This is a genomic window from Celerinatantimonas sediminis (assembly GCF_046054195.1).
In the GTDB taxonomy this organism is placed as follows: domain Bacteria; phylum Pseudomonadota; class Gammaproteobacteria; order Enterobacterales; family Celerinatantimonadaceae; genus Celerinatantimonas.
Window position 1 is genome coordinate 355871 of sequence record NZ_JBEQCS010000001.1, and the last position, 23299, is coordinate 379169.

The following is a 23299-nucleotide window of genomic DNA, read 5'->3' on the forward strand; positions in this document are numbered from 1 at the left end:
TAAAGGCACAACCAACGTTGTGCCTTTATTGTTTAGCGAGGTTCAATCGCTTTCACGTAGTGAGTTACGCTGACCCATGAAGAGATAAGCCCTAAGGCAGAGGCGAAGATCATTAACTCTAAAAAGCCTTTAAAGCTAAGTCCAGATAGGTAAATCTGCTGCTGATATAAGCTTGCTAGGCTGCTAATTGAATTGCCTAAATAAAGCAGCAAAATATTGCTCAGCAGCCATGCTAATAATCCGCCGATAAAACCATACCAGAAACCGATGTATAAAAATGGCCGCTGAATAAAGGCATTCGTGGCACCTATCAGTTTCATCACCTCAATCTGATTTCGCTGGCTTAGGACATTGAGGCGGATTGTATTTCCCACAGTTAAGATAATTGAAACCAACAGCAGGGTAATCAGCAACTCCAATACATGTCGAGCGGTGCTAAGAATACTCTCAAGTCGTTTTAACCACTGAACGTCGAGCCTGGCTTGAGAAACGTTCGCTAAACTGGCTAATTTACTCTGCAATAGTTGCAATTGTCCGCTCTGGCGCTGATCTGTTGTTGGAGTCACAACCAGTAAGTCAGGAAGCGGGTTATCATCAAGTAAATCAAGTGCATTGCCAAAGCCGGAGTCTTGTTTAAATTCTTTTAAGCCTTGCTGTTTATCGATAAGTTTTACATCGCTCACCGATGGCAGGTTTTTAATCTGTTGCATGAGCGTGTTGCGCGCATCAGACGTTGTTCCGGGAGTAACAAACACATTAATTTGGGCGCTTTGTTGCCAGCTGGGAACGGCCTGGCGAACATTTTTAATCACTAGATGAAATGTCACCAGCAGCGATAAACATACCCCAATGACGACAATCGTCATGAGTGAGCTGGCTGGATTTCGCCAAATTTCACCGAGGCTTGCGGTGCCCTGTTGAAAATGGCGAACCCAGAAGGCGATAAAGCGTTGCGGCAGTGATAGGCCTTGTCGAATCGATGCTCCAATACTCATTCGTCACGCTCCTTGGAATCGGCCAGACGCCCTTCATTTAATGTCAGAGTGCGGTAATCCATGCGCTCAATGAGTGCTAAATCATGGCTTGCTATCAGTACGGTAACGCCGCTGCGATTAAATTCGCTGAATAACTTAAAGATCTCTTCGGATAACTGGGGATCGAGGTTTCCGGTCGGTTCGTCAGCAATCAGCAACGGCGGCTTATTCACAACCGCGCGAGCAATCCCAACACGTTGCTGCTCCCCGCCAGAGAGAATGGCTGGCAGACACTGATATTTGTCTCTGAGGCCAACTTTATCAAGAGCGGCCAATACGCGCGGCTTAATATCGCGAAAGGCGTAGCCTTCAATCACTAATGGCAGTGCGACATTATCAAAAACACTGCGATCAGCGAGCAGTTTATAATCTTGAAAGACAATGCCAATTTGACGGCGCAACAGTGGGATTTTTCGAGGAGCAAGGCGAGTAATGTTTTGTCCGGCAAACTCAATTTTGCCAGCGCTTGCGCGCTCCATTGCTGTAGCTAGGCGTAGCAAGGTACTTTTGCCAGCACCTGAGTGGCCAGTTAGAAAGACCATCTCACCTTTTTTTATGTGAAAATCCACTTTCTGGAGCGCCTGATGGCGCCCCGGATAAACTTTGCTGACTTGGCTAAATTGGATCATCTCGATTCCTAATCGATGGCTGGGTTACTCTTGGTCATCGTCTTCATGGCTAAACAGCGCATCGACAAATGGTTTGGCTTCAAAGGTTCGCAAATCATCGATGCCTTCGCCAATCCCAATATAACGGATTGGCAGTTTAAATTGATCGGCAACCGAGAAAATAACACCACCTTTGGCGGTTCCATCCAGTTTAGTTAAGGTAATCCCGCTGAGGTTGACTGCCTCATTAAATAGTTTTGCCTGACTGATGGCGTTTTGGCCTGTGCCAGCATCGATGGTAAGCATCACTTCATGTGGCGCATCCGGATTGATTTTCTTCATCACCCGAACCACTTTTTTAAGCTCTTCCATCAGATTCGATTTATTTTGTAATCGACCCGCAGTATCGGCAATTAGAACATCAATCTCTCGTGCTTGTGCGGCGCTGTATGCGTCATATAAAACCGAGGCACTATCGGCACCAGTATGCTGCGCAATGACTGGAATGTGGTTGCGCTCCCCCCAAACTTGCAGTTGTTCAACGGCCGCAGCTCTAAAGGTATCGCCAGCGGCTAACATGACTGATTTGCCTTGTTGTTGATACTGTTTAGCCAGTTTGCCAATGGTTGTGGTTTTACCGACACCATTAACGCCGACCATTAAAATGACAAATGGGCCATCTGGATTTTCTGGCACTAGCGGCTGCTCGACTTCGCTTAGCATCTGCTGCATCTGCTCACGTAGTAGGTCGTAGAGTGCTTCGGCATCTTTTAAGTCGCGACGGCTTGCCGTATCGGTTAGGTGATCGATGATTTTCTGCGTTGTTTCAACGCCGATATCGGCAATGAGCAACTGCTCTTCAAGCTCTTCAAAGAGCTCATCGTCAATTTTTTTACCGCGAAATAGTCCGATAAATCCGCTACCAATATTGGAGCGAGTTCGTTTTAATCCTTGGCGAAGCCGAGCAAATAAGCCGGGACGTTTGGCAGGCTTTTCAACGCCACTGTCAGAGGTTGTTGACGCTTGCTCTTCAGCCTCAGCTTGAGCTTTCGCCTCGTCCTCAAGGCGTGCTTGTTCTTCAGCCTCAGCTTGGGCCTTCGCTTCGGCTTCTATGCGTGCCTGTTCTTCAGCCTCGGCTTGGGCTTTGGCCTGCGCTTCAATGCGAGCCTGTTCTTCAGCCTCAGCTTGGGCTTTGGCCTGCGCCTCAAGGCGTGCTTGTTCTTCAGCCTCAGCTTGAGCTTTGGCCTGCGCCTCGCGGCGTGCTTGTTCTTCAGCCTCAGCTTGGGCCTTCGCTTCGGCTTCTATGCGTGCCTGTTCTTCGGCCTCGGCTTGGGCTTTGGCCTGCGCTTCAATGCGAGCCTGTTCTTCGGCTTCAGCTTGGGCTTTCGCCTCTGCCTCAAGGCGCGCTTTTTCTTCAGCCTCGGCTTGAGTCTGCGCTTCACCTTTTTCATTTAAGGCGTTTTCATCAACGGATGATTGCTCGAGCTCTGGTGATGATGGTGTTGTCTCTTGCGGCTCATGCTCATCTTTACTGCGGCGCAGCCAGGAAAAAAGACCTTTTTTCTTTGCCATTAATTTCTAAACCTTACGACGATAGCTTGTGAGTTGCTAATTGATCCTTTGCGTCTGCTTGAACACTGGTACAATGCGACGCATATTTGGCGTAAATAGTATCATTATTAAGTTGCCGATGATATTTTGAGGCGCTTTTTGCATCAACATCAATTATGAATGTCTGTCTCACAAATTTAAGTGGTGATGGGCCGTTTTAGCTTAAAAATATCATGTGGATGATATTTGTTATGCTAATTGCTTCGATATAAAGGCTTATTGAATATGGCGCGACAGCAAAAATCACAAACCGGCAGTATCCGGATTATTGGCGGCCAATGGCGCGGAAGAAAACTTCCCGTATTAGCCGCAGAAGGATTACGCCCGACAACGGATCGCGTGAAAGAAACATTATTTAACTGGCTGCAAGGGCGGATAGCGAATCGTCGTTGCCTAGATTTATTCGCCGGTAGTGGCAGTTTGAGCTTTGAAGCGCTCTCACACCAAGCTGACTATGTGGTTGCGCTGGAAAAATTTGCTAAAGCAGCCAGCCAGCTTAAAGAAAATCAACAGCGGCTCAATGTTCCTCAGTCTCAGCTTGATGTTCGATGTGTTGATACACTGAAGTTTTTACAGCAGCGGCCAGAGCAGGGCTTTGATTTAGTCTTTATGGATCCGCCCTTTCGTAAAAATATGATAGTGCCATGTTGTGAATTACTGATTCATCAAGGGTGGTTAAATCCAGGTGCTTGGGTCTATATTGAAAGTGAGCAGGAATTTGATGAACTTTCTGTACCTTGGCAATTGTATCGCGAGAAATCAGTCGGGCAAGTGATCAGCCGCCTATACAGGTTTGAATAAGGAACACAAAAGTAGCTATGATGGTAAATATTGGAAAAGCACTGATGATTGTGATGTGGGTGATTATTCTTAGCTCCCCATGGACGCCGATGTCTCGTATCTATCCGTTGCTTATTGGTGCCGGTATTTTTGTATTATTTTTACACTCGATGCAAATGTTACTTTTAAAATCTTCGCTGCAAAGCAGTGGCCATTGGCATAAAGGTGATGGTTGGCGGCTGATTGTTTTCGGTGTATTTGCCCTGATGGGCATTCGTAAACGGATGTTGTAATGTAAGGCGCATGGTTGCATGCGCCTTGATATGGCTAAATATTGGCCGCGTAGTGCAAGTATTTCGCTACACCATCTAAGAGCATCTGTACCGATAGCATAATCAAAATCATCCCCATTAATCGCTCAATAGCCGTCAGTCCTCGCTCACCCAAATATCGGGTTAAAAAGCCGCCACTTATAAGAATCACTGATGTACCAAGCCAGGCGAGTATTAGGGCAAGGCTCCATTCTCCCATTCGAGTTGGGTCTTGGTGGGCCATTAATAACAATGTCGCCAAAATTGATGGTCCGGCAATCATTGGAATAGCCATGGGAACCAAAAAAGGCTCATCACCAGCGGCTAAGCCCGCTAGGCCGTCTTCGCCTGGAAAAATCATCTTTAGGGCTATCAAAAACAAAATGATGCCGCCGGCAATACTTACCGCTTCTTGACGTAAATTCAAAAAGCTTAAGATCTGCTCGCCTGCCCACAGAAAGGCCATCATGATAATCAGCGCAAATATCAGTTCTCGGATGAGAATTTTAACCTGACGCTTTCGATCAATATGCTTCATGATCGCCATAAAAACAGGCGTATTACCTAGCGGATCCATGATTAAAAACAGCATTAATGTCGCAGAAATCAGGCTCATAAAGCTCCTCGGAATAAAAATAAGCCAGTCTTAGCTGGCAGATAATTCAAAAAACAAATTATTGCCCTGTCTAGGGGAGCGTAGTCTAGCAGAGCATATATAAAGAAAACATGCAGGATTTAATATTTTATTAGGGGTTATAAGTAACCATCCAGTTGCATATCCTGAGCAACTGCAGCTGATTCGCTGACTGTGCTTTTATCGGGTTCGCTATAACGTTCGTCTAGTTTGGCAAAAACAATATCGCGAGTGCTCAACGGGGTGGGGTGTGGATGGTCATAAAATACTTCGATAATTTCAGCGAGGGTCGCCTGTTTGCTAAATAAACCATCATGTTCAAGCATCATCTGCATCAATTCTAAATTGCCAATGAGTTCACTCATAACTACGTCCTGGTATACAAAGTTAATTACACCTGTTGTTCAATCTGCCGGGAGGGCGGTGAACGGTCTGATTGTTCTAGATTTTCTGGAGCGCTGGCCATCGCTGCTAACATCAGTTGATGTTGCAAAGAACGGCTAGACATATCGACTGCCTGATTTACATTAAAAACACTTTCGCGCGCGCGGCTTTGGGCTTGGATAGCTGCTTGGGCAATTTGTCGATTTGATTGTACTTGGCGGCGCTGCTGACTTTTATTGGCTTCGGTTACATCCCGAGGTTGGGTATTGTCGTGCGAGCTCGTTCCTTGGCCTGTTCCTCTTGCTTGAGTAATGGCCCGCGGTGGTTCTTGTTGTACTTGCTGCTCGCTTTGCATCAGCACGGCCGTCTGACGCGACTGTTGCACCATGGCATCAGTTAAAGGAAGTTGCCGTGGTGTGTTGTTCAGTTGTACATCATCAAGCATGGGGTTGAGGCTAGGCTGATAACCTCGAGGTTGGCTTTGTTTGGGGGCACTACGAGAAACTTCGGCACGACTAGGATCCGCCCCGCTTTGACCATCTTGAGGGAGCGCTCCTGTTATGCGAACCGACGGCATAGGCGCGGTTGCTTGCGCAATACTTTGAGCTATATTTTGTTTCAGAGCACTATCATCAGGTGCATTCGCAGCCTGCTGAATCGGCTGGAGCACCTGTTGAGACGCCTGCATTTGCGGGCCTTGGCTGACAGTGCTCGATATCTGATTAACCACAAAAATACTCTCTTCTTACGACCCGACTACAAATTAACCAGTGACTGCTTTGCCTTTTACTTACTAGGTTTACACCTAAACCGGTGTTTTTAACTAAACTAATAAGTAAGTGCGTAATTAACAGCAAACTCAGTTAAACCATGTCTATGCTAAATATAGCAGTATAAAATTTGTACGGCAGTATTTTATTATTAATTTGTGGTCACTATCGCGGTTAATCTTTGTGTTTATGAAATAAATTCATAATTTTGATCATGAGAATGAATATATGTTGACTTGATTAAAAAATAAGTTATTTTTGGACGTGTAGACATCTATACATCTTAAACAATTAACTTAACCATCGCTCTGGAGCACGAAATGTCTTTCCAAACGGCCCAACAATTAGAAAACTTAAATCAGAAGCTGAGTGAACTGAATGGTGATATTCGTGTTTCCTTTGAATTCTTTCCACCAACGACTCCGGCAATGGAAACGACGTTATGGAATTCAGTGGAACGCTTAAAAACACTCGAGCCATCTTTTGTTTCAGTGACTTATGGCGCCAATGCAAGTACTCGAGATCGAACTCACTCCATTATTAAAGAGATCACCCAGCGTACCTCGCTCAAAGCTGCGCCGCATTTAACCTGCATTGCCACAAGTGCCGATGAGCTTAAACGAATTGCGCAAGACTATTGGGATAACGGTATTAAACAGATCGTTGCATTGCGTGGTGATTTACCTGATGGTAGCGATAAACCGAAGGTTTATGCCGAAGACTTAGTGCGATTGCTTAAAGAGGTGGCTGATTTTGATATTTCGGTGGCAGCTTATCCAGAGGTTCATCCTGAGGCCAAATCAGCACAATCTGATTTATTGGCGCTTAAGCGAAAAATTGAGGCAGGGGCAAATCGTGCGATAACTCAATTCTTTTTTGATGTTGAATCTTACCTGCGATTTCGCGACCGCTGTGTTGCGGTGGGGATTGAGCAAGATATTGTGCCGGGGATTTTGCCGGTCTCAAACTACAAAACCTTATGCAAATTTGCCGGTTTTACCAATGTGAAGATACCGCAATGGTTGCATCAGCAATTTGAAGGACTTGATGATGATCAGACAACCCGCAATTTAGTCGGAGCCAGCATCGCAATTGACCAGGTTAAGGTTTTAAGTCGCGAAGGGGTGAAGGACTTTCATTTTTACACCTTGAATCGTTCAGAGTTAACTTACGCAATTTGTCATACATTAGGTGTTCGTCCCACTTCGGTGATAGAATAATGAGCCTTGCCGATTAAGCATCGCATTTGAATTATCTTGAAGTGGTATTGTTATGTCAGTTGAATTTGTTGCCTCATCTTTTTTGCCGACACGCTGGGGAAATTTCACCATGCATGGCTTCATCATTCCTGAAACAGGTAAAGAACATATTGCCTTAACCATGGGCGAATGGGACAGTGATGAAGCAGTATTGGGTCGAATTCATTCAGAATGTTTAACCGGCGATGCTCTTTTTAGCCAGCGCTGTGACTGTGGTTATCAGCTGGAATCAGCAATGCGGCGCATTAGCGAACAGGGCAAAGGGTTTATTTTATATCTGCGTCAGGAAGGTCGAGGCATCGGTCTGATTAACAAAATTCGTGCTTATGACCTTCAGGACCAAGGCTACGATACAGTTGCAGCAAATCTTAAACTAGGGTTTGCAGCAGATATGCGGGATTTCTCAATGTGTCAGCCCATGTTGGCTCATCTTGGGATTCACAAAGTTCGTTTGATGACGAATAACCCGCAAAAAATTAAAGCGATGAAAGAAGCTGCCGGGATTGAGATTGTTGAGCGAGTGCCTTTAGAGGTCGGTGACAATCCTTATAACCACTTCTATCTGCAGACCAAAGCTAAGCAGATGGGACACCTGTTAAAAATCGATAAAATTGAAAAATAGTCCTATGGATTAGGAGACGTTCATATTTGAGCGTCTTTTGTTTTTTAACGTTTGTTTTTACGATATTTCCCCTATCTGCTTTAAGTTATCTCTTACTTTCTGCATCGCTTTTTAAGAAAGCTTTACTCTTTGCTTTTCTATATTTTGCTCTTCTATATACAGCTATCTTGTGAATGGTATTTAAAAGTTGCGCATATAAAGAAGCCGCAAACAATTGCGGCTTCATCTTTATGGATTTTAATAAAATCGACTAACCGGTATTGCGCATACCTGCGGCAACCCCTGCAATTGAAACCATCAACGCTTGGTCGACATTTGGTTCAATCTCTTTGTTGTGACGTGAACGACGCAGCAGTTCAACCTGCATCACGTTCAATGGGTCGATATATGGGTTGCGAAGGCCAATTGATTCAGCCACCCATTCATCGTTAGTCCAAGAGCTTGATTGCGGCATCACTTTAGCGATGATGTCACGGGTCAGAGCGAGCTCTTCACACAGCTTGGTGCCGATATAGCGAAGTTTTTCTGGAACCAGCTCTTTGTTATAAATTTCGAACAACCAAGGTTCGGTTTTCATAAAGACCATATCCAGCATGGCTAAACGGTTGACGAAAAATGGCCATTCACACATTTCTCGAATTAACTGTTCGTGACCATTTTGCAGCTGTTCAGAAAGCGCTTCTCCTGCACCTAACCAAGTTGGTAGCAGTAAGCGGTTCTGGCTCCAGGCGAAAATCCATGGAATTGCGCGTAAGCTTTCAACACCACCATTTGGATTTCGTTTGGATGGACGACTACCTAAAGGCAATTTACCCAACTCTTGCTCTGGCGTTACTGCTCTAAAATAAGGCACAAAATCAGGGTCTTTACGAACCGTATTGCGATAGACTTCACATGAAGTTTCAGCCATTTGATCCATTACTTCACGCCATTGTGGTTGTGGCGCAATAGGTGGCAGCAAGTTGGCTTCTAATACTGCGCTGACATACATGGATAAGTTATCAATCGCGACTTTATCAAGACCCAGTTTAAAGCGGATCATCTCACCTTGTTCGGTAACACGCAGTCCGCCTTTAAGCGATCCGGGTGGTTGCGAAAGCAGGGCAGCATGTGCTGGTGCACCGCCACGGCCGATTGTCCCGCCGCGACCATGGAACAAAATCAGTTTCACGCCTTGTTCTTCACAGATTTCAACTAACTCTTCCATCGCCCGATACTGTGCCCAAGCGGATGAAATGATGCCTGCATCTTTGGCTGAGTCAGAGTAACCGATCATCACATATTGCAAGTTTTTGGTGATGCCTCGGTACCAGTCTAATGACAGTAGGCGACGAATCGTGGCTGCTGCTTTATTTAAGTCATCTAAGGTTTCAAACAAAGGTGAGACGGGCAGCATAAATGGGCAGCCGTTGTCTTTCAGCAGTAGTTGTACAGCCAACACGTCCGATGGTTCACTGGCCATCGAGATGTTATAGATACCTAGCGACTCGCGTTTTTGTTTAGCAATGACGCGACAGGTATTGAGAACTTCCTGCACCGGTTCCGATGGTTGCCAATCCAGAGGAATAAGTGGGCGTTTACTGGTAAGCTCACTTAATAAGAAACTTTGTTTATCTTCTTCGCTCCACTGCGCGTAATCACCGAGTCCTAAATAGCGGGTCAGTTCAGAGAATACTTCGGTATGACGAGTGCTTTCTTGGCGAATATCCAAGCGTACGAGCTGCACGCCAAAGCAAGCCAGGCGACGCAACATATCAAGCAGGTTCCCATCCGCAATCAGGTCCATGCCGCAATCTTTGAGGGAGCGATAGCAGAGCATCAGTGGCTCCCAAACTTGGCTCGTTTGAGTGATGATATCGCTGGCACGAGTTTCGCGATGCTGTAGAACCGCAGTGAGGTATTCGCGAGTTTCGCGCATTTCAACGCGCAGATGTTTCAGCAGTGCGCGGTATGGCTCTTCAGTATCTGGGCCAACGGCGGCGCGTAATTCTTCATTACAGTCAGCCATTGACAGTTCGCTGACGAGCAAGTCTAAGTCTTTGAGATAAAGATCGGTTGCCACCCAGCGGCTTGAGTGCAGCACTTCTTCGGTCACTTTCGAGGTGACAAATGGGTTACCGTCTCTATCGCCGCCCATCCACGAGGTGAGTTTAATCACCTGGGTATCGATTGGCAGTTCAAAACCAAGGTTTTCCTGAAGTTCTTCATTAAGAATTCGCAGAAAATCGGGAACGGCCTGCCACAGTGATGTTTCAATGACCGCAAATCCCCAGCGTGCTTCTTCAACCGGAGTTGGGCGAGTCTGGCGAATTTCGTTGGTGTGCCATGATTGATCGATGAGCTGTTCTAAGCGATGGTGCAACATTCGGCGTTCACGGTCACTTAAATTTCCAAGCTCTAAAAAGTCCAGACATTCATTGATCCGCACATATTTCGCGATCATGGTCCGGCGGGTAATTTCAGTTGGATGCGCTGTCAGGACTAATTCAATATTTAGTGATTCAACCGCTTGGCGAATTTCTTGTTCACTAATATTTTCTTCTTTAAGACGTTTTAATAAAGAATGAATAGGGGTTTCAGGATTAGACTGCTTCGAGCTGCGTGAAATGGTGTGGAACTGCTCCGCGATATTGGCCAGGTTCAGAAACTGACTGAAAGCCCGAGTGACCGGTAACAGCTCCTCGTCGGTTAGATTTCGCAGTGTATCAAGTAGCTCTTCCCTTGCTTGGCTATCCCCCTGGCGAGATGCTTTCGCTAATTTACGAATAGTTTCTACTTTTTGCAGAAGTGCTTCGCCGAGGTGATTTTGTATCGTCTTCCCTAACAATTGACCGAGAAAGCTTACGTTGGAGCGTAGCGCTTTGGTCTTATCTATTTGTGTCATTTTATGGTTCCTGTGTCTTTGCCTAGGACCGCAGTTAAATTACAGACAGCACTGCTGATTTAACCGAAATCTCTCACCGGTGACTTGCCTACTGGCTTCAAGGTAAATGTGCTCATAAATATTTAACATCTTTATAACATAACATCCATTTTAGAGGGCTGCGATCGATTTAACGAATCATGCTTATTATTAAAATTGTCATTTTCATGCAGGGGGGCAAAGGTTATTATCTTTTTCATATAGCCCTGTTTTTGCGCCCAAAACAGATATTATTTATTGGTCAGTTTCAAACCGACAGTAGTCCGTTATATGACGTTAACTTTTTAGTTTCAACCCTAAAAACCATTTAAAGAGGAAATTTTCTGTGCAGGAGGTCGCTGTGAATGCGTTTTCAATGGTTAAGCATACATCATGCCTAAATTGCATAAATAGCGATGGGATAGAAAATTTATTCTTATCGTAATATTCCGGGTTAGTCCTTGTAGTAAAAGAATGTTAGTTCTGTTTAATTGCCGTATAAAAAATAACCCGAATAAAATATAAATTCAATATATTTGCATAAATAACTATCCGTGATATCCTCTGCTCTTACTTTGTAATTTGTCATATACCACGAGCTGGTAAAAGTTATAAATTGCATTGGATTTCGATTTGCAAACCAGTAGGACGAAAGGTGAGATAGGGATGAATGAACAAAGAGCGTTAAATGTAATTATTGTCGGTGCAAGTGGCTACACTGGTGCAGAGCTGGCCGCTCAAGTTGAACGTCATCCTTACGCCAAATTGTGTGGGTTATATGTTTCTGAGAACAGCCAAGATGCCCACAAACCGATTAGCCAGCTCTATGGACAACTGCGTGGCATTGTCGATTTACCTTTAACTCCTCTAGCGTCAACAATTGACCCACAAGCATTTGCTGACATCGATGCAGTCTTTTTAGCAACCGCCCATAGTGTGAGCCATGATTTAGCTCCCCAGTTTCTAGGTTGCGGTTGTCAGGTTTTTGATTTATCTGGTGCTTTTCGAGTTAATCAGGCTGATTTTTATCCTAAATTTTATGGCTTTGAACATCATCATTCTGATTGGCTGGATAAAGCTGTATACGGTTTAGCAGAGTGGAGCGCGGAAGCTGTTCGTGACGCGCAATTAATCGCCCTGCCAGGCTGTTATCCAACCGCTTCATTAAGCGCACTAAAACCGCTGCAGCAGGCGGGCTTGTTAGCGGATAGTTGTACTCCGGTGATTGATGCCACAAGTGGTGTTAGTGGCGCTGGGCGAAAAGCCTCATTGACCAGTAACTTTTGTGAAGTCAGCCTTAATCCTTATGGCGTGGGGACTCATCGCCATCAGCCAGAAATCAGTTATCACTTAGGCCGCGAGGTTATTTTTACCCCGCACCTGGGCAGTTTTCCAAGAGGTATTTTGGCGACCATTCATGTTGATCTTAAAGATGATGTGACATTGGCTGATGTGAACCAAGCCTATCAAAGTGCCTATGCGGATAAACCGTTAGTGCGCTTATTAGAACCGGGTGTTTGGCCTGCTATTAAAGCGGTTGCTAATACGCCATTTGTTGATTTGAACTGGTCATTGCAAGGGCATCACCTGATTATCTTCAGCGCTGAAGATAACTTGTTAAAAGGCGCCTCAGCACAAGCGATTCAGTGCTTTAACATTCATTATGGCTATCCCAGTACCTTAGCGCTGACCGGAGATGTCGCATGTTAGAACCGATTGTATTAAAGCTGGGCGGGGCAATTTTCGAAAATGAAACGGCACTGGCAAATCTCTGCCAAGCATTGGCATCGGTGCAGGAGCGGCCATTAGTGCTGGTTCATGGTGGTGGCGTGATTGTTGAATCGCTGCTTGCCCATTTAGGACTGGTCAGTGAAAAAATCGAAGGGCTGCGCGTGACCCCTCATACTCAGATTGATTATGTCACCGGGGCTCTTGCTGGGACAGCGAATAAAAAACTGACGGCAGCCATTTTACGCCAAGGCCGCGCGGCTGTTGGTTTGTGCTTAGGTGATGGCGGGTTATGCCGAGTCACTCAGTTAGATGCCAAATTTGGCGCGGTTGGTCAGTGTCATAGTGGCGACCCTGAGCTGTTAACGACTTTATTAGAACAACACTATTTGCCAGTGATTAGCTCGATTGGAATTGGAGATGATGGTCAGCTTTACAACGTTAATGCCGACCAAGCAGCGGTTGCCATTGGCAAAATGTTGCAAGGGCCGCTGGTGTTACTTTCTGATGTCCCGGGCGTTCTTGATGAAGACGGTCAGCTAATTGAGTCACTTGATAAACCATTGGCTGAACAACTCATCGCCTCTGGCACCATCAACGGCGGCATGGCGGTGAAAGTTAAAGCTGCGCTAGATGCATCAGAAGCCATGCAACAGGTGGTTATTCTGGCAGGCTGGAAAGATGCTGATGCTCTTTCAAAATTATTAATGGGCGAGTCGGTTGGTACAACTGTCAGCGCTACAAACACAACAGATAAACATTAAAGCGGGAATAACAAGAATATGGAACCAATAAGCCATTTGTTGACGTTAAAAGATCTGAGCCGCGAGCAGATCATCGGGCTGTTGGACTTGGCCAAAAAAATTAAGGCTAATCCAGAGAAATATAGCTCATCGCTCGCCGGTAAAAGCATTGTCACACTTTTTGAAAAACCATCATTGCGAACCCGAGTAACTTTCGACATCGGTGTGAATCGCTTAGGTGGCCACGCTGTCTATCTGGATCAGCAAAACGGGGCGATTGGCCAGCGCGAATCGATAGAAGATTATGCGAAAAACTTAAGCCGCTGGTGTGATGCTATCGTCGCTCGCGTATTTAGCCATCAGACACTGCAAGATTTTCGTCAATATGCCACGGTGCCGATTATTAATTCACTGTGTGATCTTTATCATCCATGTCAGGCGCTGGCGGATTTTCAGACGATTGCCGAAAACTATGATGATCTCTCTAAAGTGAAACTGGCCTATGTTGGTGATGGCAATAATGTGACCCATTCACTGATGCTCGGTGGCGCAATTTTAGGTATGGAAGTCGCGGCTATTTGTCCAATGGGCTCCAGCCCAGATGCACAAGTTGTGTTAGCTGCAAACGAATTAGCAAAAGCAAACGGCGGCAAAATTGTTGTCTCCGACTCGCTGGATGCGCTGGATGGTTATGATGTCGTTTATGGCGATACTTGGGTTTCGATGGGTGATGACACGCCACTGGAACAGGTCAAAGATCGCTTTTTACCTTATCAGATTAATCAACAGATGCTTGACCGCTATGGGATCGGTCATGTGTTGCACTGTCAGCCAGCACACCGTGGTTTAGAGATCACCTCGGAAGTGATGGACGGTCCCCAATCAATTATTTTTGATCAGGCAGAAAACCGGATGCATGCCCAAAACGCAGTGCTCCTTTCACTGATTAAACCAGAACAAGGATTATAGATAATGGCTCAATTTAAAAAAGTAGTGCTGGCATATTCAGGTGGCCTAGATACTTCTGCAATTATTCCATGGTTAAAAGAAACCTATGGGTGTGAAGTTGTCGCGTTTTGTGCAGATGTGGGTCAGGGTGAAGACGATCTCAAAGGCATTGAAGAAAAAGCAATCGCCTCTGGCGCCAGTGAATGTCATGTGGTCGATTTAAAAGATGAATTTGCATCTCACTATATTTATCCAACGCTGAAAACAGGCGCTATCTACGAAGGCACCTATCTGCTGGGAACGTCAATGGCTCGGCCAGTGATTGCCAAAGCACAAGTTGAAGTGGCTCGTAAAGTTGGCGCTGATGCGCTCGCGCATGGTTGTACTGGTAAAGGGAATGACCAAATCCGTTTTGAAGGCTGCTTTGCTGCATTGGCCCCGGACTTGGAAGTCATTGCTCCATGGCGTGAATGGACCATGCGTTCTCGTGAAGAGCTGCTGGCATATTTAGCTGAACGCAATATTCCATGTTCTGCAAGCTTAACCAAAATTTATAGCCGTGATGCTAATGCATGGCACATCTCTACCGAAGGTGGTGAGCTTGAAAATCCTTGGAATGAACCTTCTGATCAAGTTTGGACTTGGACTAACTCACCAGAACAGGCACCCGATCAGGCTCAGAAAATTACTCTGAGCTTAGAAAAAGGCGAAGTTGTTGCATTAGATGGCAAATCATTAAGTCCTTATGAAATGATTTGTGCGCTTAATGAACTGGGTGCAACTCATGGTATTGGCCGGGTCGATATTGTTGAAAACCGTCTGGTTGGTATGAAATCTCGTGGTTGCTATGAAACTCCCGGAGGCACGATTCTGGTTGCGGCAATGCGGGCGATGGAAGAACTGGTTTATGACAAACGTACCCGTGCTTGGCGTGAAACCGTCGGTCAACAGTTTGCGCATCTAGTTTATGATGGTCGTTGGTTTACTCCACTTAAAGATTCACTGCTGGCTGCGGCAACCTCATTATCTGATGATTTAACGGGCGATATCGTGCTGAAACTTTATAAAGGTCATGTCACTGCGATTTCGAAAAGTTCACCTAATAGTTTGTATTCTGAAGCGTTTGCAACCTTTGGTGAAGATGATGTCTATAACCAGAAACATGCTGAAGGTTTTATCCGCTTGTACTCTTTATCAAGCCGGATTAAAGCGATGAAGCAAAAATAATTCAAATAGGAGCCGCATGAGCAATGCTGATGCGGCACCGACAAGTGCAACAAGGGTAGAAGATCAATGGCATTATGGGGCGGACGTTTTAGTCAGGCAGCAGATAGTAGATTCAAACAGTTTAATGACTCGCTACGGTTTGACTATCGCTTAGCACATCAGGATATTATCGGGTCGATTGCATGGTCCAAAGCGTTGGTGACAGTGGGGGTTTTAACTGAAACCGAGCAGGAACAACTGCAACAGGCTCTTGAAGAGCTTGCGGCTCAGGTTAATGAGAATCCGCAGCAGATTTTAGGTTCAGACGCTGAAGATATTCACAGCTGGGTTGAGTCACAGTTAATTGCGCGAGTGGGTGATTTAGGTAAAAAATTACACACTGGGCGTAGTCGTAACGATCAGGTGGCAACCGATCTTAAGCTCTGGTGCAAAAAAGAAGGTGTAACACTGCTTGGGCAGCTGGATATGCTCCAGCAAAAATTAGTGCGTTTGGCTCGTGAACACCAGCACACGGTTCTGCCTGGTTACACGCATTTACAGCGTGCGCAACCTGTGACATTTGCCCATTGGTGTCTGGCCTATGTTGAGATGTTTGAACGGGATTACTCACGTTTATCTGATGCACTTAAACGCCTGAATACTTGCCCATTAGGTTGCGGTGCGTTGGCGGGTACGGCCTATAATATTAATCGGCAAAAACTCGCGCAGCAATTGGGCTTTGAACAAGCCACCCGCAATAGCCTAGATAGCGTTTCAGACCGTGACCATGTGGTTGAGCTGATTGCAACCGCGTCGATGTCGATGGTGCATATCTCAAGAATGTCAGAAGATTTAATCTTCTATAACTCTGGCGAATCAGCCTTTTTAGAGCTTTCTGATCAGGTGACGTCGGGTTCATCGTTGATGCCACAGAAGAAAAACCCCGATGCTCTGGAGTTGATGCGTGGTAAAACTGGCCGTGTTTTTGGTGCCCTAAGCGGCATATTAACGACTCTTAAAGCATTGCCTTTGGCCTACAACAAAGACATGCAAGAGGATAAAGAAGGTCTGTTCGATGCACTGGATACTTGGGGACATTGTTTAGCCATGGCTGAGCTGGTACTCAACGACATGAAAGTGAACGAAGAGAAAACCGAAGAAGCGGCCAAAGGTGGCTATTCTAATGCCACCGAATTGGCTGACTACTTGGTTAGCAAAGGGATCCCATTTCGCGAAGCGCACCATATCGTTGGGATTGCTGTTGTGCAGGCCATCGAAAAAGGTGTGCCTCTAGAGGCGATGAGTCTGGCTGAATTTAAAGCGCTGGCGCCTGAGATAGAAGAAGATGTCTATCCTAACTTGTCGCTATCATCAACGCTTGAAAAACGCTCAGCTCTGGGTGGCGTTGCGCCGCAGCAGATTGAATTCGCCCTTAATGAAGCCGAAAAACGCCTTGATAGCCGCGATATTCCGGGGTTATATGTTCGCGCTGCACGCATGACTGATTTAGATGGCATTGAAGAGTTGGTGAACTACTGGTCAGAAGTTGGCGAAAATCTACCTCGACCAAGAAGAGAGCTAACCCGTTCAATCGGTGAGTTTGCAGTGACTGAACAAGCTGGGCGAATCACGGGCTGCGCATCATTGTATTTATATGACACAGGCCTTGCGGAAATTCGCTCATTAGGTGTGAATCCAGATTTTCAAAGAGGTGGACAGGGCAAATCATTGGTTGAGTTTATGATTAAAAAAGCTCAGCAGATGGCCTTAGAACGAGTCTTTGTACTTACTCGAGTCCCTGAGTTCTTTATGAAGCTTGGCTTTAGTCCGACATCAAAAACTTTCCTTCCGGAAAAAGTGATGAAAGACTGCGATGTCTGTTCACGTCAGCACGCCTGTGATGAGGTTGCTTTGGAATATTTGATCCCATATCAACGCTCATTAATCTATAAAGAACGGGTGGCATAATTTACCCGTTGCTCCTTTGTCAAAGCTCGCATTACTAGCGAGCTTTTTTATCGCTAAAATGTGCTTTAAAGCGTATTTTTATAACCTTTCTATAAGTTGTTTGTATGAAAATTGATAAGTAGTTAATGCCTTCATTTTTGGTGAAATTTAAGTTGTAAAAAACCGCTATTTAGTACTCGTCAAAGGCGAAAAACAGGACTATTATCGCGCTCTGAAAGCTGTCATTTTTACGAAGTACTTCCGTGCGACTCATCCATCAATCAGCTTGGCTTCCTGTGATTAGCCTAGCCGTAGCGGCGTTTACTTTTTCAACGTCTGAATTCATGCCTGTTGGCTTGTTAAGTGATATAAGCCAGAGCTATCACTACCCAGTGTCTGATGCTGGTTTATTGATGACTATTTACGCTTGGACGGTTTCGCTAACCTCCTTGCCTTGCATGTTACTGACCCGCAAGATTGATCGGCGAGTGATGGTACTGCGAGCCTTTGTTTTGTTCATTGTGGGCCAGCTGCTATGTACGATTGCTTGGAGCTTTGCAATTCTGGTCCTCGCTCGAATGGCGGTTGCCGTAGCCCATGCGATTTTCTGGGCAATCACCGCTTCTATCGCGATGCGAATTGCACCTGCAAATGGCCAAACTAAGGCGCTAAGCTTATTGGTAATTGGTTCATCTTTGGCCGCCATTTTAGGACTGCCATGTGGGCGCATTTTAGGTGAGCTGTTTAATTGGCGAGTTGCCTTTTTAGCGATTGGCTTACTGGCTTTGGCGTGTTTTATTCTCTTGTGGTTTCAACTGCCTGCGCTTGCGAGCAAAAACAGTGGTTCATTGCGCTCACTGCCGAGCTTGGTTAAAAACCCCAATCTATTATTAATGTATTGGCTGATGTTGCTGCTGACTGCAGGTCATTATTGTGCCTATGGCTATATCGAGCCATTTATCTTAACCGTTACCCACGGTGGCAGCCACTTGGCGACTGTTGTGTTGTTTATCTTTGGAGTAGCGGGAATTATTGCCAGCGGCCTCTTTAGTTCGCTCAACCGCTATCCTTTTATGTTATTGGCAGGCTCAATGCTCGCACAAGCTATGGCAACAGGATTACTACTGGCATTTTCTTCATCCTCGGGAATGCTATTAATATTATCTTTAATTTGGTCGATGGCGATTACTTGGAGCGCACTTGCTCTGCAATTAAATGTGCTAAAAATTGCTCACCAAGCGGTGGATGTTGCCACATCGTTGTACTCGACTATTTATAACATTGGCGTGGGGGTTGGCACCTTAATCGGTGGCCAGGTCGTGCTCACCCGCGGCATTAGCCACATCGGAGAAGTTGCTGCATTGATGGCATTTATTGGCTTGGGATGTTACTACCTCTCGCATGCCCATCTATTTATACATGCAGCTCGAGAGCGGCACAAACTGCCCTAGAGAGTTAAAAGCCTCCGGGCTTTCATTCATCGAGATAGATTGATGAAAATTTCTTCGCTTTAGCTTGCGTTTTGCTGGCCACTACGTATAATGGCGCAGCTTATTAGTAAGTCGTCGGACAATCTGTCCGCCCGGTTTCAATTAGAAACTGGTAACAAAGCTTCCGATTTGGAAGCAACTGTTAGTCGTCGCGCACGCCACCATCCCCGGATTTCGGAAATGGATGAGTTGGTGTGCGTTAGGTTCTTTTTATTTTATTTGGAGCTCTGGTCAATGCAGAACCAAAGAATCCGCATCCGCTTAAAAGCGTTTGATCATCGCCTGATTGATCAATCGACAGCGGAAATCGTAGAAACTGCGAAACGTACAGGCGCTCAGGTTCGTGGGCCAATCCCACTTCCAACTCGCAAAGAGCGTTTTACCGTACTGATTTCCCCACACGTCAACAAAGATGCGCGTGATCAATATGAGATCCGCACTCACAAACGTCTGGTCGATATCGTTGAGCCAACTGATAAAACAGTTGACGCATTGATGCGTTTGGACCTGGCAGCTGGCGTTGATGTGCAAATCAGCTTGGGCTAAGCAGAGCTGGAAAGATAAGAGGTTTTTACAATGATTGGTCTAGTCGGTCGTAAAGTTGGAATGACTCGCATCTTCACTGAAGATGGCGCTTCAATTCCAGTTACCGTTATCGAATGTGAGCCAAACCGTGTGACTCGTGTCATTACCGAGGAATCAGACGGTTACCGCGCTCTGCAAGTGACCACTGGCACTAAAAAAGCGAACCGCATAAACAAACCTCAAGCTGGCCAATTTGTTAAGGCTGGTGTTGAAGCGGGTCGTGGCCTGTGGGAATTTCGCTTAAACGGCGAAGAAAGTGAAGAGATTGAAGTAGGCGGTGAGCTGAAAGTTGATCTTTTCAATGAAGTTAAGAAAGTAGACGTTACCGGTACTTCTAAAGGTAAAGGTTTCCAGGGTGGTGTTAAACGCTGGAACTTCCGTACCCAAGATATGACTCATGGTAACTCTTTGAGCCACCGTGCTCCGGGTTCTATCGGTCAGAACCAGACTCCGGGCCGTGTCTTCAAAGGTAAAAAAATGGCAGGTCATATGGGTGCTGAACGCGTAACTGTTCAGTCTCTGGAAGTAGTTCGTGTCGACGTTGAGCGCAACTTGCTCCTAGTTAAAGGTGCAATCCCTGGCGCAACCAACAGCGACGTGATCGTTAAACCTGCTGTTAAAGCATAACGTCTGAGGAGATAGTAATGGAATTGGTATTGAAAGACGCTCAGAGCGCTCTTGAAGTTTCCGAAACTACCTTCGGGCGTGAGTTTAACGAAGCACTGGTTCATCAGGTGGTTGTTGCATATGCAGCTGGTGCCCGTCAGGGAACTCGTGCTCAAAAAACCCGCTCTGAGGTAGCTGGCGGTGGTAAGAAGCCATGGCGTCAGAAAGGTACCGGCCGTGCTCGTGCTGGTACAATCCGCTCGCCAATTTGGCGCAGTGGTGGTGTAACTTTCGCTGCGAAACCACAAGATCACAGCCAGAAAGTCAACACTAAAATGTATCGTGCTGCTATCCGCAGTATCCTGTCTGAACTTGTTCGTCAGGAACGTCTGGTTGTTGTTGAGAAGTTTGAGGTCGAAGCACCTAAAACTAAACAGCTGGTCGCTAAACTCAAAGAACTGGAACTGAGCGATGCTCTGATCGTGACAGCTGATGTCTCTGAAAACCTGTTCTTAGCTGCGCGTAACTTATATCGCGTCGACGTGCGTGATGTTGCTGGTATTGATCCAGTCAGCCTTATCGCATTCGACAAAGTGTTGATCACAGCGGATGCTGTGAAGCAGATTGAGGAGTGGCTGAAATGATCAGTGAAGAGCGTCTGTTAAAAGTACTTTTGGCACCGCACGTCTCTGAAAAGAGCACTGTGTCTGCTGAAAACGACAACACAATCGTTTTTAAAGTTGCCACAACTGCTACTAAAGCTGAAATTAAAGCTGCTGTAGAGAAAATGTTTGAAGTTGAAGTAACCGGTGTACGTACCCTGAACGTGAAAGGGAAAAGTAAACGTCACGGTATGCGCTTAGGCCGTCGTAGCGATTGGAAAAAAGCTTACGTCACTTTGGCTGAAGGTGCAGACATCGACTTCGTTGGCGGCGCAGAGTAAGAGGAGTTTCTTAAAATGGCTATTGTTAAAACTAAGCCTACATCTGCTGGTCGTCGCCACGTCGTTAAAGTGGTAAATAAAGACCTGCATAAAGGCAAGCCGTATGCTCCGCTGTTGGACTCCAAAGGTAAATCTGGTGGTCGCAACAACAACGGCCGGATCACCGTGCGTCACATCGGCGGTGGCCATAAACAGCATTATCGGATTATCGATTTTAAACGTAACAAAGACGATATTTCTGCAAAAGTAGAACGTCTGGAATACGATCCAAACCGTAGTGCAAACATTGCTCTGGTTTGTTATGCCGACGGTGAACGTCGTTACATCCTGGCTGCTAAAGGCATGCAGGCTGGCGACCAAATCGCAAACGGTATTCATGCGCCAATTAAAGCAGGTAACTGCTTGCCATTGCGCAATATTCCAGTTGGTTCAACTGTTCACGCAATTGAAATGCAGCCTGGTAAAGGTGCTCAGCTCTCTCGTAGTGCTGGTGCTTATGCTCAGGTCGTAGCGCGTGAAGGCGAATACGTCACCCTGCGTCTGCGCAGTGGCGAAATGCGCCGAGTTCTGGCTGATTGCCGTGCAACTCTGGGCGAAGTAGGTAACGCTGAGCACATGCTGCGTCAGTTAGGTAAAGCGGGTGCTAGCCGTTGGCGTGGTGTTCGTCCTACCGTACGTGGTGTTGCAATGAACCCTGTTGATCACCCACATGGTGGTGGTGAAGGCCGTACATCTGGTGGTCGTCATCCTGTATCACCTTGGGGTCTGCCTACTAAAGGTAAGAAAACTCGCAGCAACAAGCGTACCGATAAATATATTGTACGTCGTCGTACATCTAAGAAATAAGAGGATTCACCATGCCACGTTCTCTCAAGAAAGGTCCATTTATTGACCTGCACTTGCTGAAGAAGGTAGAGAAAGCGGTGGAAAGCGGGGAAAAAAAACCAATTAAAACTTGGTCCCGTCGTTCAACGATCTTCCCTAACATGATTGGGTTGACCATCGCTGTCCATAATGGTCGTCAGCACGTTCCAGTTTTTGTTACCGACGAAATGGTTGGTCATAAACTGGGTGAATTTGCACCAACTCGCACTTATCGCGGCCATGCTGCTGATAAGAAAGCGAAAAAGCGTTAAGGGGAAAGTGATGGAAGCATTAGCTAAACACCGTTTTGCCCGCACTTCTCCACAGAAAGCCCGTCTGGTCGCTGACCTGATTCGTGGTCTGCCTGTAGAGAAAGCGCTGGCAGAGTTGACTTTCAATAACAAAAAAGCATCCGCTTTGGTTAAGAAAGTCTTAGAATCTGCTATCGCTAACGCTGAGCATAACGAAGGTGCAGATATTGACGAGTTGAAAGTTGCCAAAATCTTTATTGATGTTGGCCCGACTCTGAAACGTGTACGTCCGCGTGCAAAAGGCCGAGCAGACCGCATTATCAAGCGTACCAGCCACATTACTGTGGTTGTATCTGATAACTAGGAGATAAGCAATGGGTCAGAAAGTACATCCTAATGGTATTCGCCTAGGTATCGTCAAACCATGGAACTCTACCTGGTATGCTGATAAAGGCGAGTATGCAGCAAATTTAAATAGTGACCACGAAGTGCGTCAATTCTTAACTAAAGAACTGAAAAATGCATCAGTGGCTCGCATCGTGATCGAACGTCCTGCGAAAAGCATCCGTGTGACTATTCACACTGCTCGTCCAGGTGTTGTGATCGGTAAAAAAGGTGAAGATGTTGAAAAGCTGCGCAAACGCGTTGCTAAACTGGCTGGTGTTCCAGCTCAGATTAACATCTCAGAAGTTCGTAAACCTGAACTAGACAGTCAGTTGGTTGGCGATTCTATCGCAAGCCAGTTGGAACGTCGTGTTATGTTCCGCCGTGCTATGAAACGTGCAGTACAGAACGCTATTCGTTTGGGCGCAAAAGGTATCAAAGTTGAAGTCAGTGGTCGTTTAGGCGGTGCTGAGATCGCACGTACCGAATGGTATCGTGAAGGTCGTGTGCCATTGCACACTCTGCGTGCTGATATCGATTACGCAACTTCTGAAGCATCGACAACTTACGGCATTATTGGCGTTAAAGTTTGGATCTTCAAAGGTGAAGTACTGGGTGGTATGCCTGTTGCGCAACCTGAAGCTCCTGCTAAGCCAAAACGTAAAGATCGTCGCGGTAAATAGGAGACA

The 23299-nt window shown here is 46.0% G+C and carries 25 protein-coding genes; 18 read left to right on the forward strand and 7 right to left on the reverse strand.

Translation table 11 applies throughout. The features are described from left to right. Nucleotides 1-32: 32 nt before the first annotated feature. The 3 genes from ftsX to ftsY are packed head-to-tail and all read right to left on the reverse strand — an operon-like array spanning nucleotide 33 to nucleotide 3214. On the reverse strand, nucleotides 33-995 hold the full coding sequence (gene ftsX / locus ABTQ23_RS01650; RefSeq protein WP_408613876.1) for a permease-like cell division protein FtsX: 963 nt from the start codon (nucleotides 993-995) through the stop codon (nucleotides 33-35). Beyond that, nucleotides 992-1663, reverse strand: a complete 672-nt coding sequence (gene ftsE, locus ABTQ23_RS01655) for a cell division ATP-binding protein FtsE (RefSeq protein WP_408613877.1) — start codon at nucleotides 1661-1663, stop codon at nucleotides 992-994. Before ftsE ends, ftsX begins: the two co-directional genes overlap by 4 nt. A gap of 24 nt (nucleotides 1664-1687) precedes the next feature. Then, nucleotides 1688-3214 carry a signal recognition particle-docking protein FtsY gene (gene ftsY / locus ABTQ23_RS01660; RefSeq protein WP_408613878.1) on the reverse strand — a complete coding sequence of 509 codons (1527 nt, stop codon included), beginning with the start codon at nucleotides 3212-3214 and terminating at the stop codon, nucleotides 1688-1690. A 264-nt stretch (nucleotides 3215-3478) separates the two neighbouring features. Here ftsY and rsmD point away from each other — a divergent pair, with 264 nt between their 5' ends. Both rsmD and ABTQ23_RS01670 read left to right on the forward strand, forming a co-directional pair. Next, nucleotides 3479-4054 carry a 16S rRNA (guanine(966)-N(2))-methyltransferase RsmD gene (gene rsmD / locus ABTQ23_RS01665; protein WP_408613879.1) on the forward strand — a complete coding sequence of 192 codons (576 nt, stop codon included), beginning with the start codon at nucleotides 3479-3481 and terminating at the stop codon, nucleotides 4052-4054. Nucleotides 4055-4071: 17 nt separating this feature from the next. Further along, the gene (locus tag ABTQ23_RS01670) at nucleotides 4072-4326 is read left to right on the forward strand and encodes a DUF1145 domain-containing protein (RefSeq protein WP_408613880.1); all 255 of its coding nucleotides are present in this window, start codon (nucleotides 4072-4074) and stop codon (nucleotides 4324-4326) included. A gap of 34 nt (nucleotides 4327-4360) precedes the next feature. On the opposite strand, the gene ABTQ23_RS01675 is transcribed toward ABTQ23_RS01670, so the two are convergent. From ABTQ23_RS01675 to ABTQ23_RS01685, 3 genes are all read right to left on the reverse strand, one after another. Next, on the reverse strand, nucleotides 4361-4960 hold the full coding sequence (locus ABTQ23_RS01675; protein ID WP_408613881.1) for a YhgN family NAAT transporter: 600 nt from the start codon (nucleotides 4958-4960) through the stop codon (nucleotides 4361-4363). Nucleotides 4961-5097: 137 nt separating this feature from the next. Continuing rightward, nucleotides 5098-5343, reverse strand: a complete 246-nt coding sequence (locus tag ABTQ23_RS01680; protein WP_408613882.1) for a hypothetical protein — start codon at nucleotides 5341-5343, stop codon at nucleotides 5098-5100. 26 nt (nucleotides 5344-5369) lie between these two features. After that, nucleotides 5370-6092, reverse strand: a complete 723-nt coding sequence (locus tag ABTQ23_RS01685) for a hypothetical protein (RefSeq protein ID WP_408613883.1) — start codon at nucleotides 6090-6092, stop codon at nucleotides 5370-5372. 360 nt (nucleotides 6093-6452) lie between these two features. Here ABTQ23_RS01685 and metF point away from each other — a divergent pair, with 360 nt between their 5' ends. Next, entirely contained in the window at nucleotides 6453-7352 is a 900-nt protein-coding gene (gene metF / locus ABTQ23_RS01690; RefSeq protein ID WP_408613884.1) for a methylenetetrahydrofolate reductase, read from the forward strand. A gap of 52 nt (nucleotides 7353-7404) precedes the next feature. Further along, nucleotides 7405-8013: a GTP cyclohydrolase II gene (gene ribA / locus ABTQ23_RS01695; protein WP_408613885.1), complete on the forward strand. Its 609-nt coding sequence runs from the start codon at nucleotides 7405-7407 to the stop codon at nucleotides 8011-8013. A gap of 250 nt (nucleotides 8014-8263) precedes the next feature. Here ribA and ppc read toward each other — a convergent pair whose 3' ends face one another. Continuing rightward, nucleotides 8264-10897 (reverse strand): phosphoenolpyruvate carboxylase, encoded by a 2634-nt coding sequence (gene ppc, locus ABTQ23_RS01700; protein WP_408613886.1) that lies wholly within the window; start codon nucleotides 10895-10897, stop codon nucleotides 8264-8266. Nucleotides 10898-11581: 684 nt separating this feature from the next. Here ppc and argC point away from each other — a divergent pair. From argC to rpsC, 14 genes are all read left to right on the forward strand, one after another. Beyond that, complete coding sequence (gene argC / locus ABTQ23_RS01705) at nucleotides 11582-12625, forward strand: N-acetyl-gamma-glutamyl-phosphate reductase (RefSeq protein ID WP_408613887.1); 1044 nt, start codon at nucleotides 11582-11584, stop codon at nucleotides 12623-12625. Continuing rightward, nucleotides 12619-13407, forward strand: coding sequence for an acetylglutamate kinase (gene argB / locus ABTQ23_RS01710; RefSeq protein WP_408613888.1), 789 nt, complete (start codon nucleotides 12619-12621; stop codon nucleotides 13405-13407). Before argC ends, argB begins: the two co-directional genes overlap by 7 nt. A 27-nt stretch (nucleotides 13408-13434) precedes the next feature. Then, complete coding sequence (locus ABTQ23_RS01715; protein ID WP_408614049.1) at nucleotides 13435-14355, forward strand: ornithine carbamoyltransferase; 921 nt, start codon at nucleotides 13435-13437, stop codon at nucleotides 14353-14355. Nucleotides 14356-14358: 3 nt separating this feature from the next. Continuing rightward, nucleotides 14359-15561, forward strand: coding sequence for an argininosuccinate synthase (locus ABTQ23_RS01720; RefSeq protein ID WP_408613889.1), 1203 nt, complete (start codon nucleotides 14359-14361; stop codon nucleotides 15559-15561). A 66-nt stretch (nucleotides 15562-15627) separates the two neighbouring features. Next, the gene (gene argH / locus ABTQ23_RS01725; protein WP_408613890.1) at nucleotides 15628-17508 is read left to right on the forward strand and encodes an argininosuccinate lyase; all 1881 of its coding nucleotides are present in this window, start codon (nucleotides 15628-15630) and stop codon (nucleotides 17506-17508) included. Nucleotides 17509-17750: 242 nt separating this feature from the next. Continuing rightward, nucleotides 17751-18938 carry a sugar transporter gene (locus ABTQ23_RS01730; RefSeq protein WP_408613891.1) on the forward strand — a complete coding sequence of 396 codons (1188 nt, stop codon included), beginning with the start codon at nucleotides 17751-17753 and terminating at the stop codon, nucleotides 18936-18938. A gap of 273 nt (nucleotides 18939-19211) precedes the next feature. Beyond that, nucleotides 19212-19523, forward strand: coding sequence for a 30S ribosomal protein S10 (rpsJ, locus tag ABTQ23_RS01735; RefSeq protein ID WP_005307944.1), 312 nt, complete (start codon nucleotides 19212-19214; stop codon nucleotides 19521-19523). 30 nt (nucleotides 19524-19553) lie between these two features. Further along, nucleotides 19554-20189, forward strand: coding sequence for a 50S ribosomal protein L3 (gene rplC / locus ABTQ23_RS01740; RefSeq protein ID WP_408613895.1), 636 nt, complete (start codon nucleotides 19554-19556; stop codon nucleotides 20187-20189). Nucleotides 20190-20206: 17 nt separating this feature from the next. Next, complete coding sequence (gene rplD, locus ABTQ23_RS01745; protein ID WP_408613897.1) at nucleotides 20207-20812, forward strand: 50S ribosomal protein L4; 606 nt, start codon at nucleotides 20207-20209, stop codon at nucleotides 20810-20812. Continuing rightward, the gene (gene rplW / locus ABTQ23_RS01750; protein ID WP_408613899.1) at nucleotides 20809-21111 is read left to right on the forward strand and encodes a 50S ribosomal protein L23; all 303 of its coding nucleotides are present in this window, start codon (nucleotides 20809-20811) and stop codon (nucleotides 21109-21111) included. Before rplD ends, rplW begins: the two co-directional genes overlap by 4 nt. Before the next feature lie 15 nt (nucleotides 21112-21126). After that, nucleotides 21127-21957 carry a 50S ribosomal protein L2 gene (gene rplB, locus ABTQ23_RS01755; RefSeq protein ID WP_408613900.1) on the forward strand — a complete coding sequence of 277 codons (831 nt, stop codon included), beginning with the start codon at nucleotides 21127-21129 and terminating at the stop codon, nucleotides 21955-21957. Nucleotides 21958-21968: 11 nt separating this feature from the next. After that, nucleotides 21969-22247: a 30S ribosomal protein S19 gene (gene rpsS / locus ABTQ23_RS01760; RefSeq protein ID WP_131912204.1), complete on the forward strand. Its 279-nt coding sequence runs from the start codon at nucleotides 21969-21971 to the stop codon at nucleotides 22245-22247. A gap of 10 nt (nucleotides 22248-22257) precedes the next feature. Continuing rightward, complete coding sequence (gene rplV, locus ABTQ23_RS01765) at nucleotides 22258-22590, forward strand: 50S ribosomal protein L22 (RefSeq protein WP_408613901.1); 333 nt, start codon at nucleotides 22258-22260, stop codon at nucleotides 22588-22590. A gap of 10 nt (nucleotides 22591-22600) precedes the next feature. After that, entirely contained in the window at nucleotides 22601-23293 is a 693-nt protein-coding gene (gene rpsC / locus ABTQ23_RS01770) for a 30S ribosomal protein S3 (RefSeq protein ID WP_131912206.1), read from the forward strand. Nucleotides 23294-23299 lie beyond the last annotated feature (6 nt).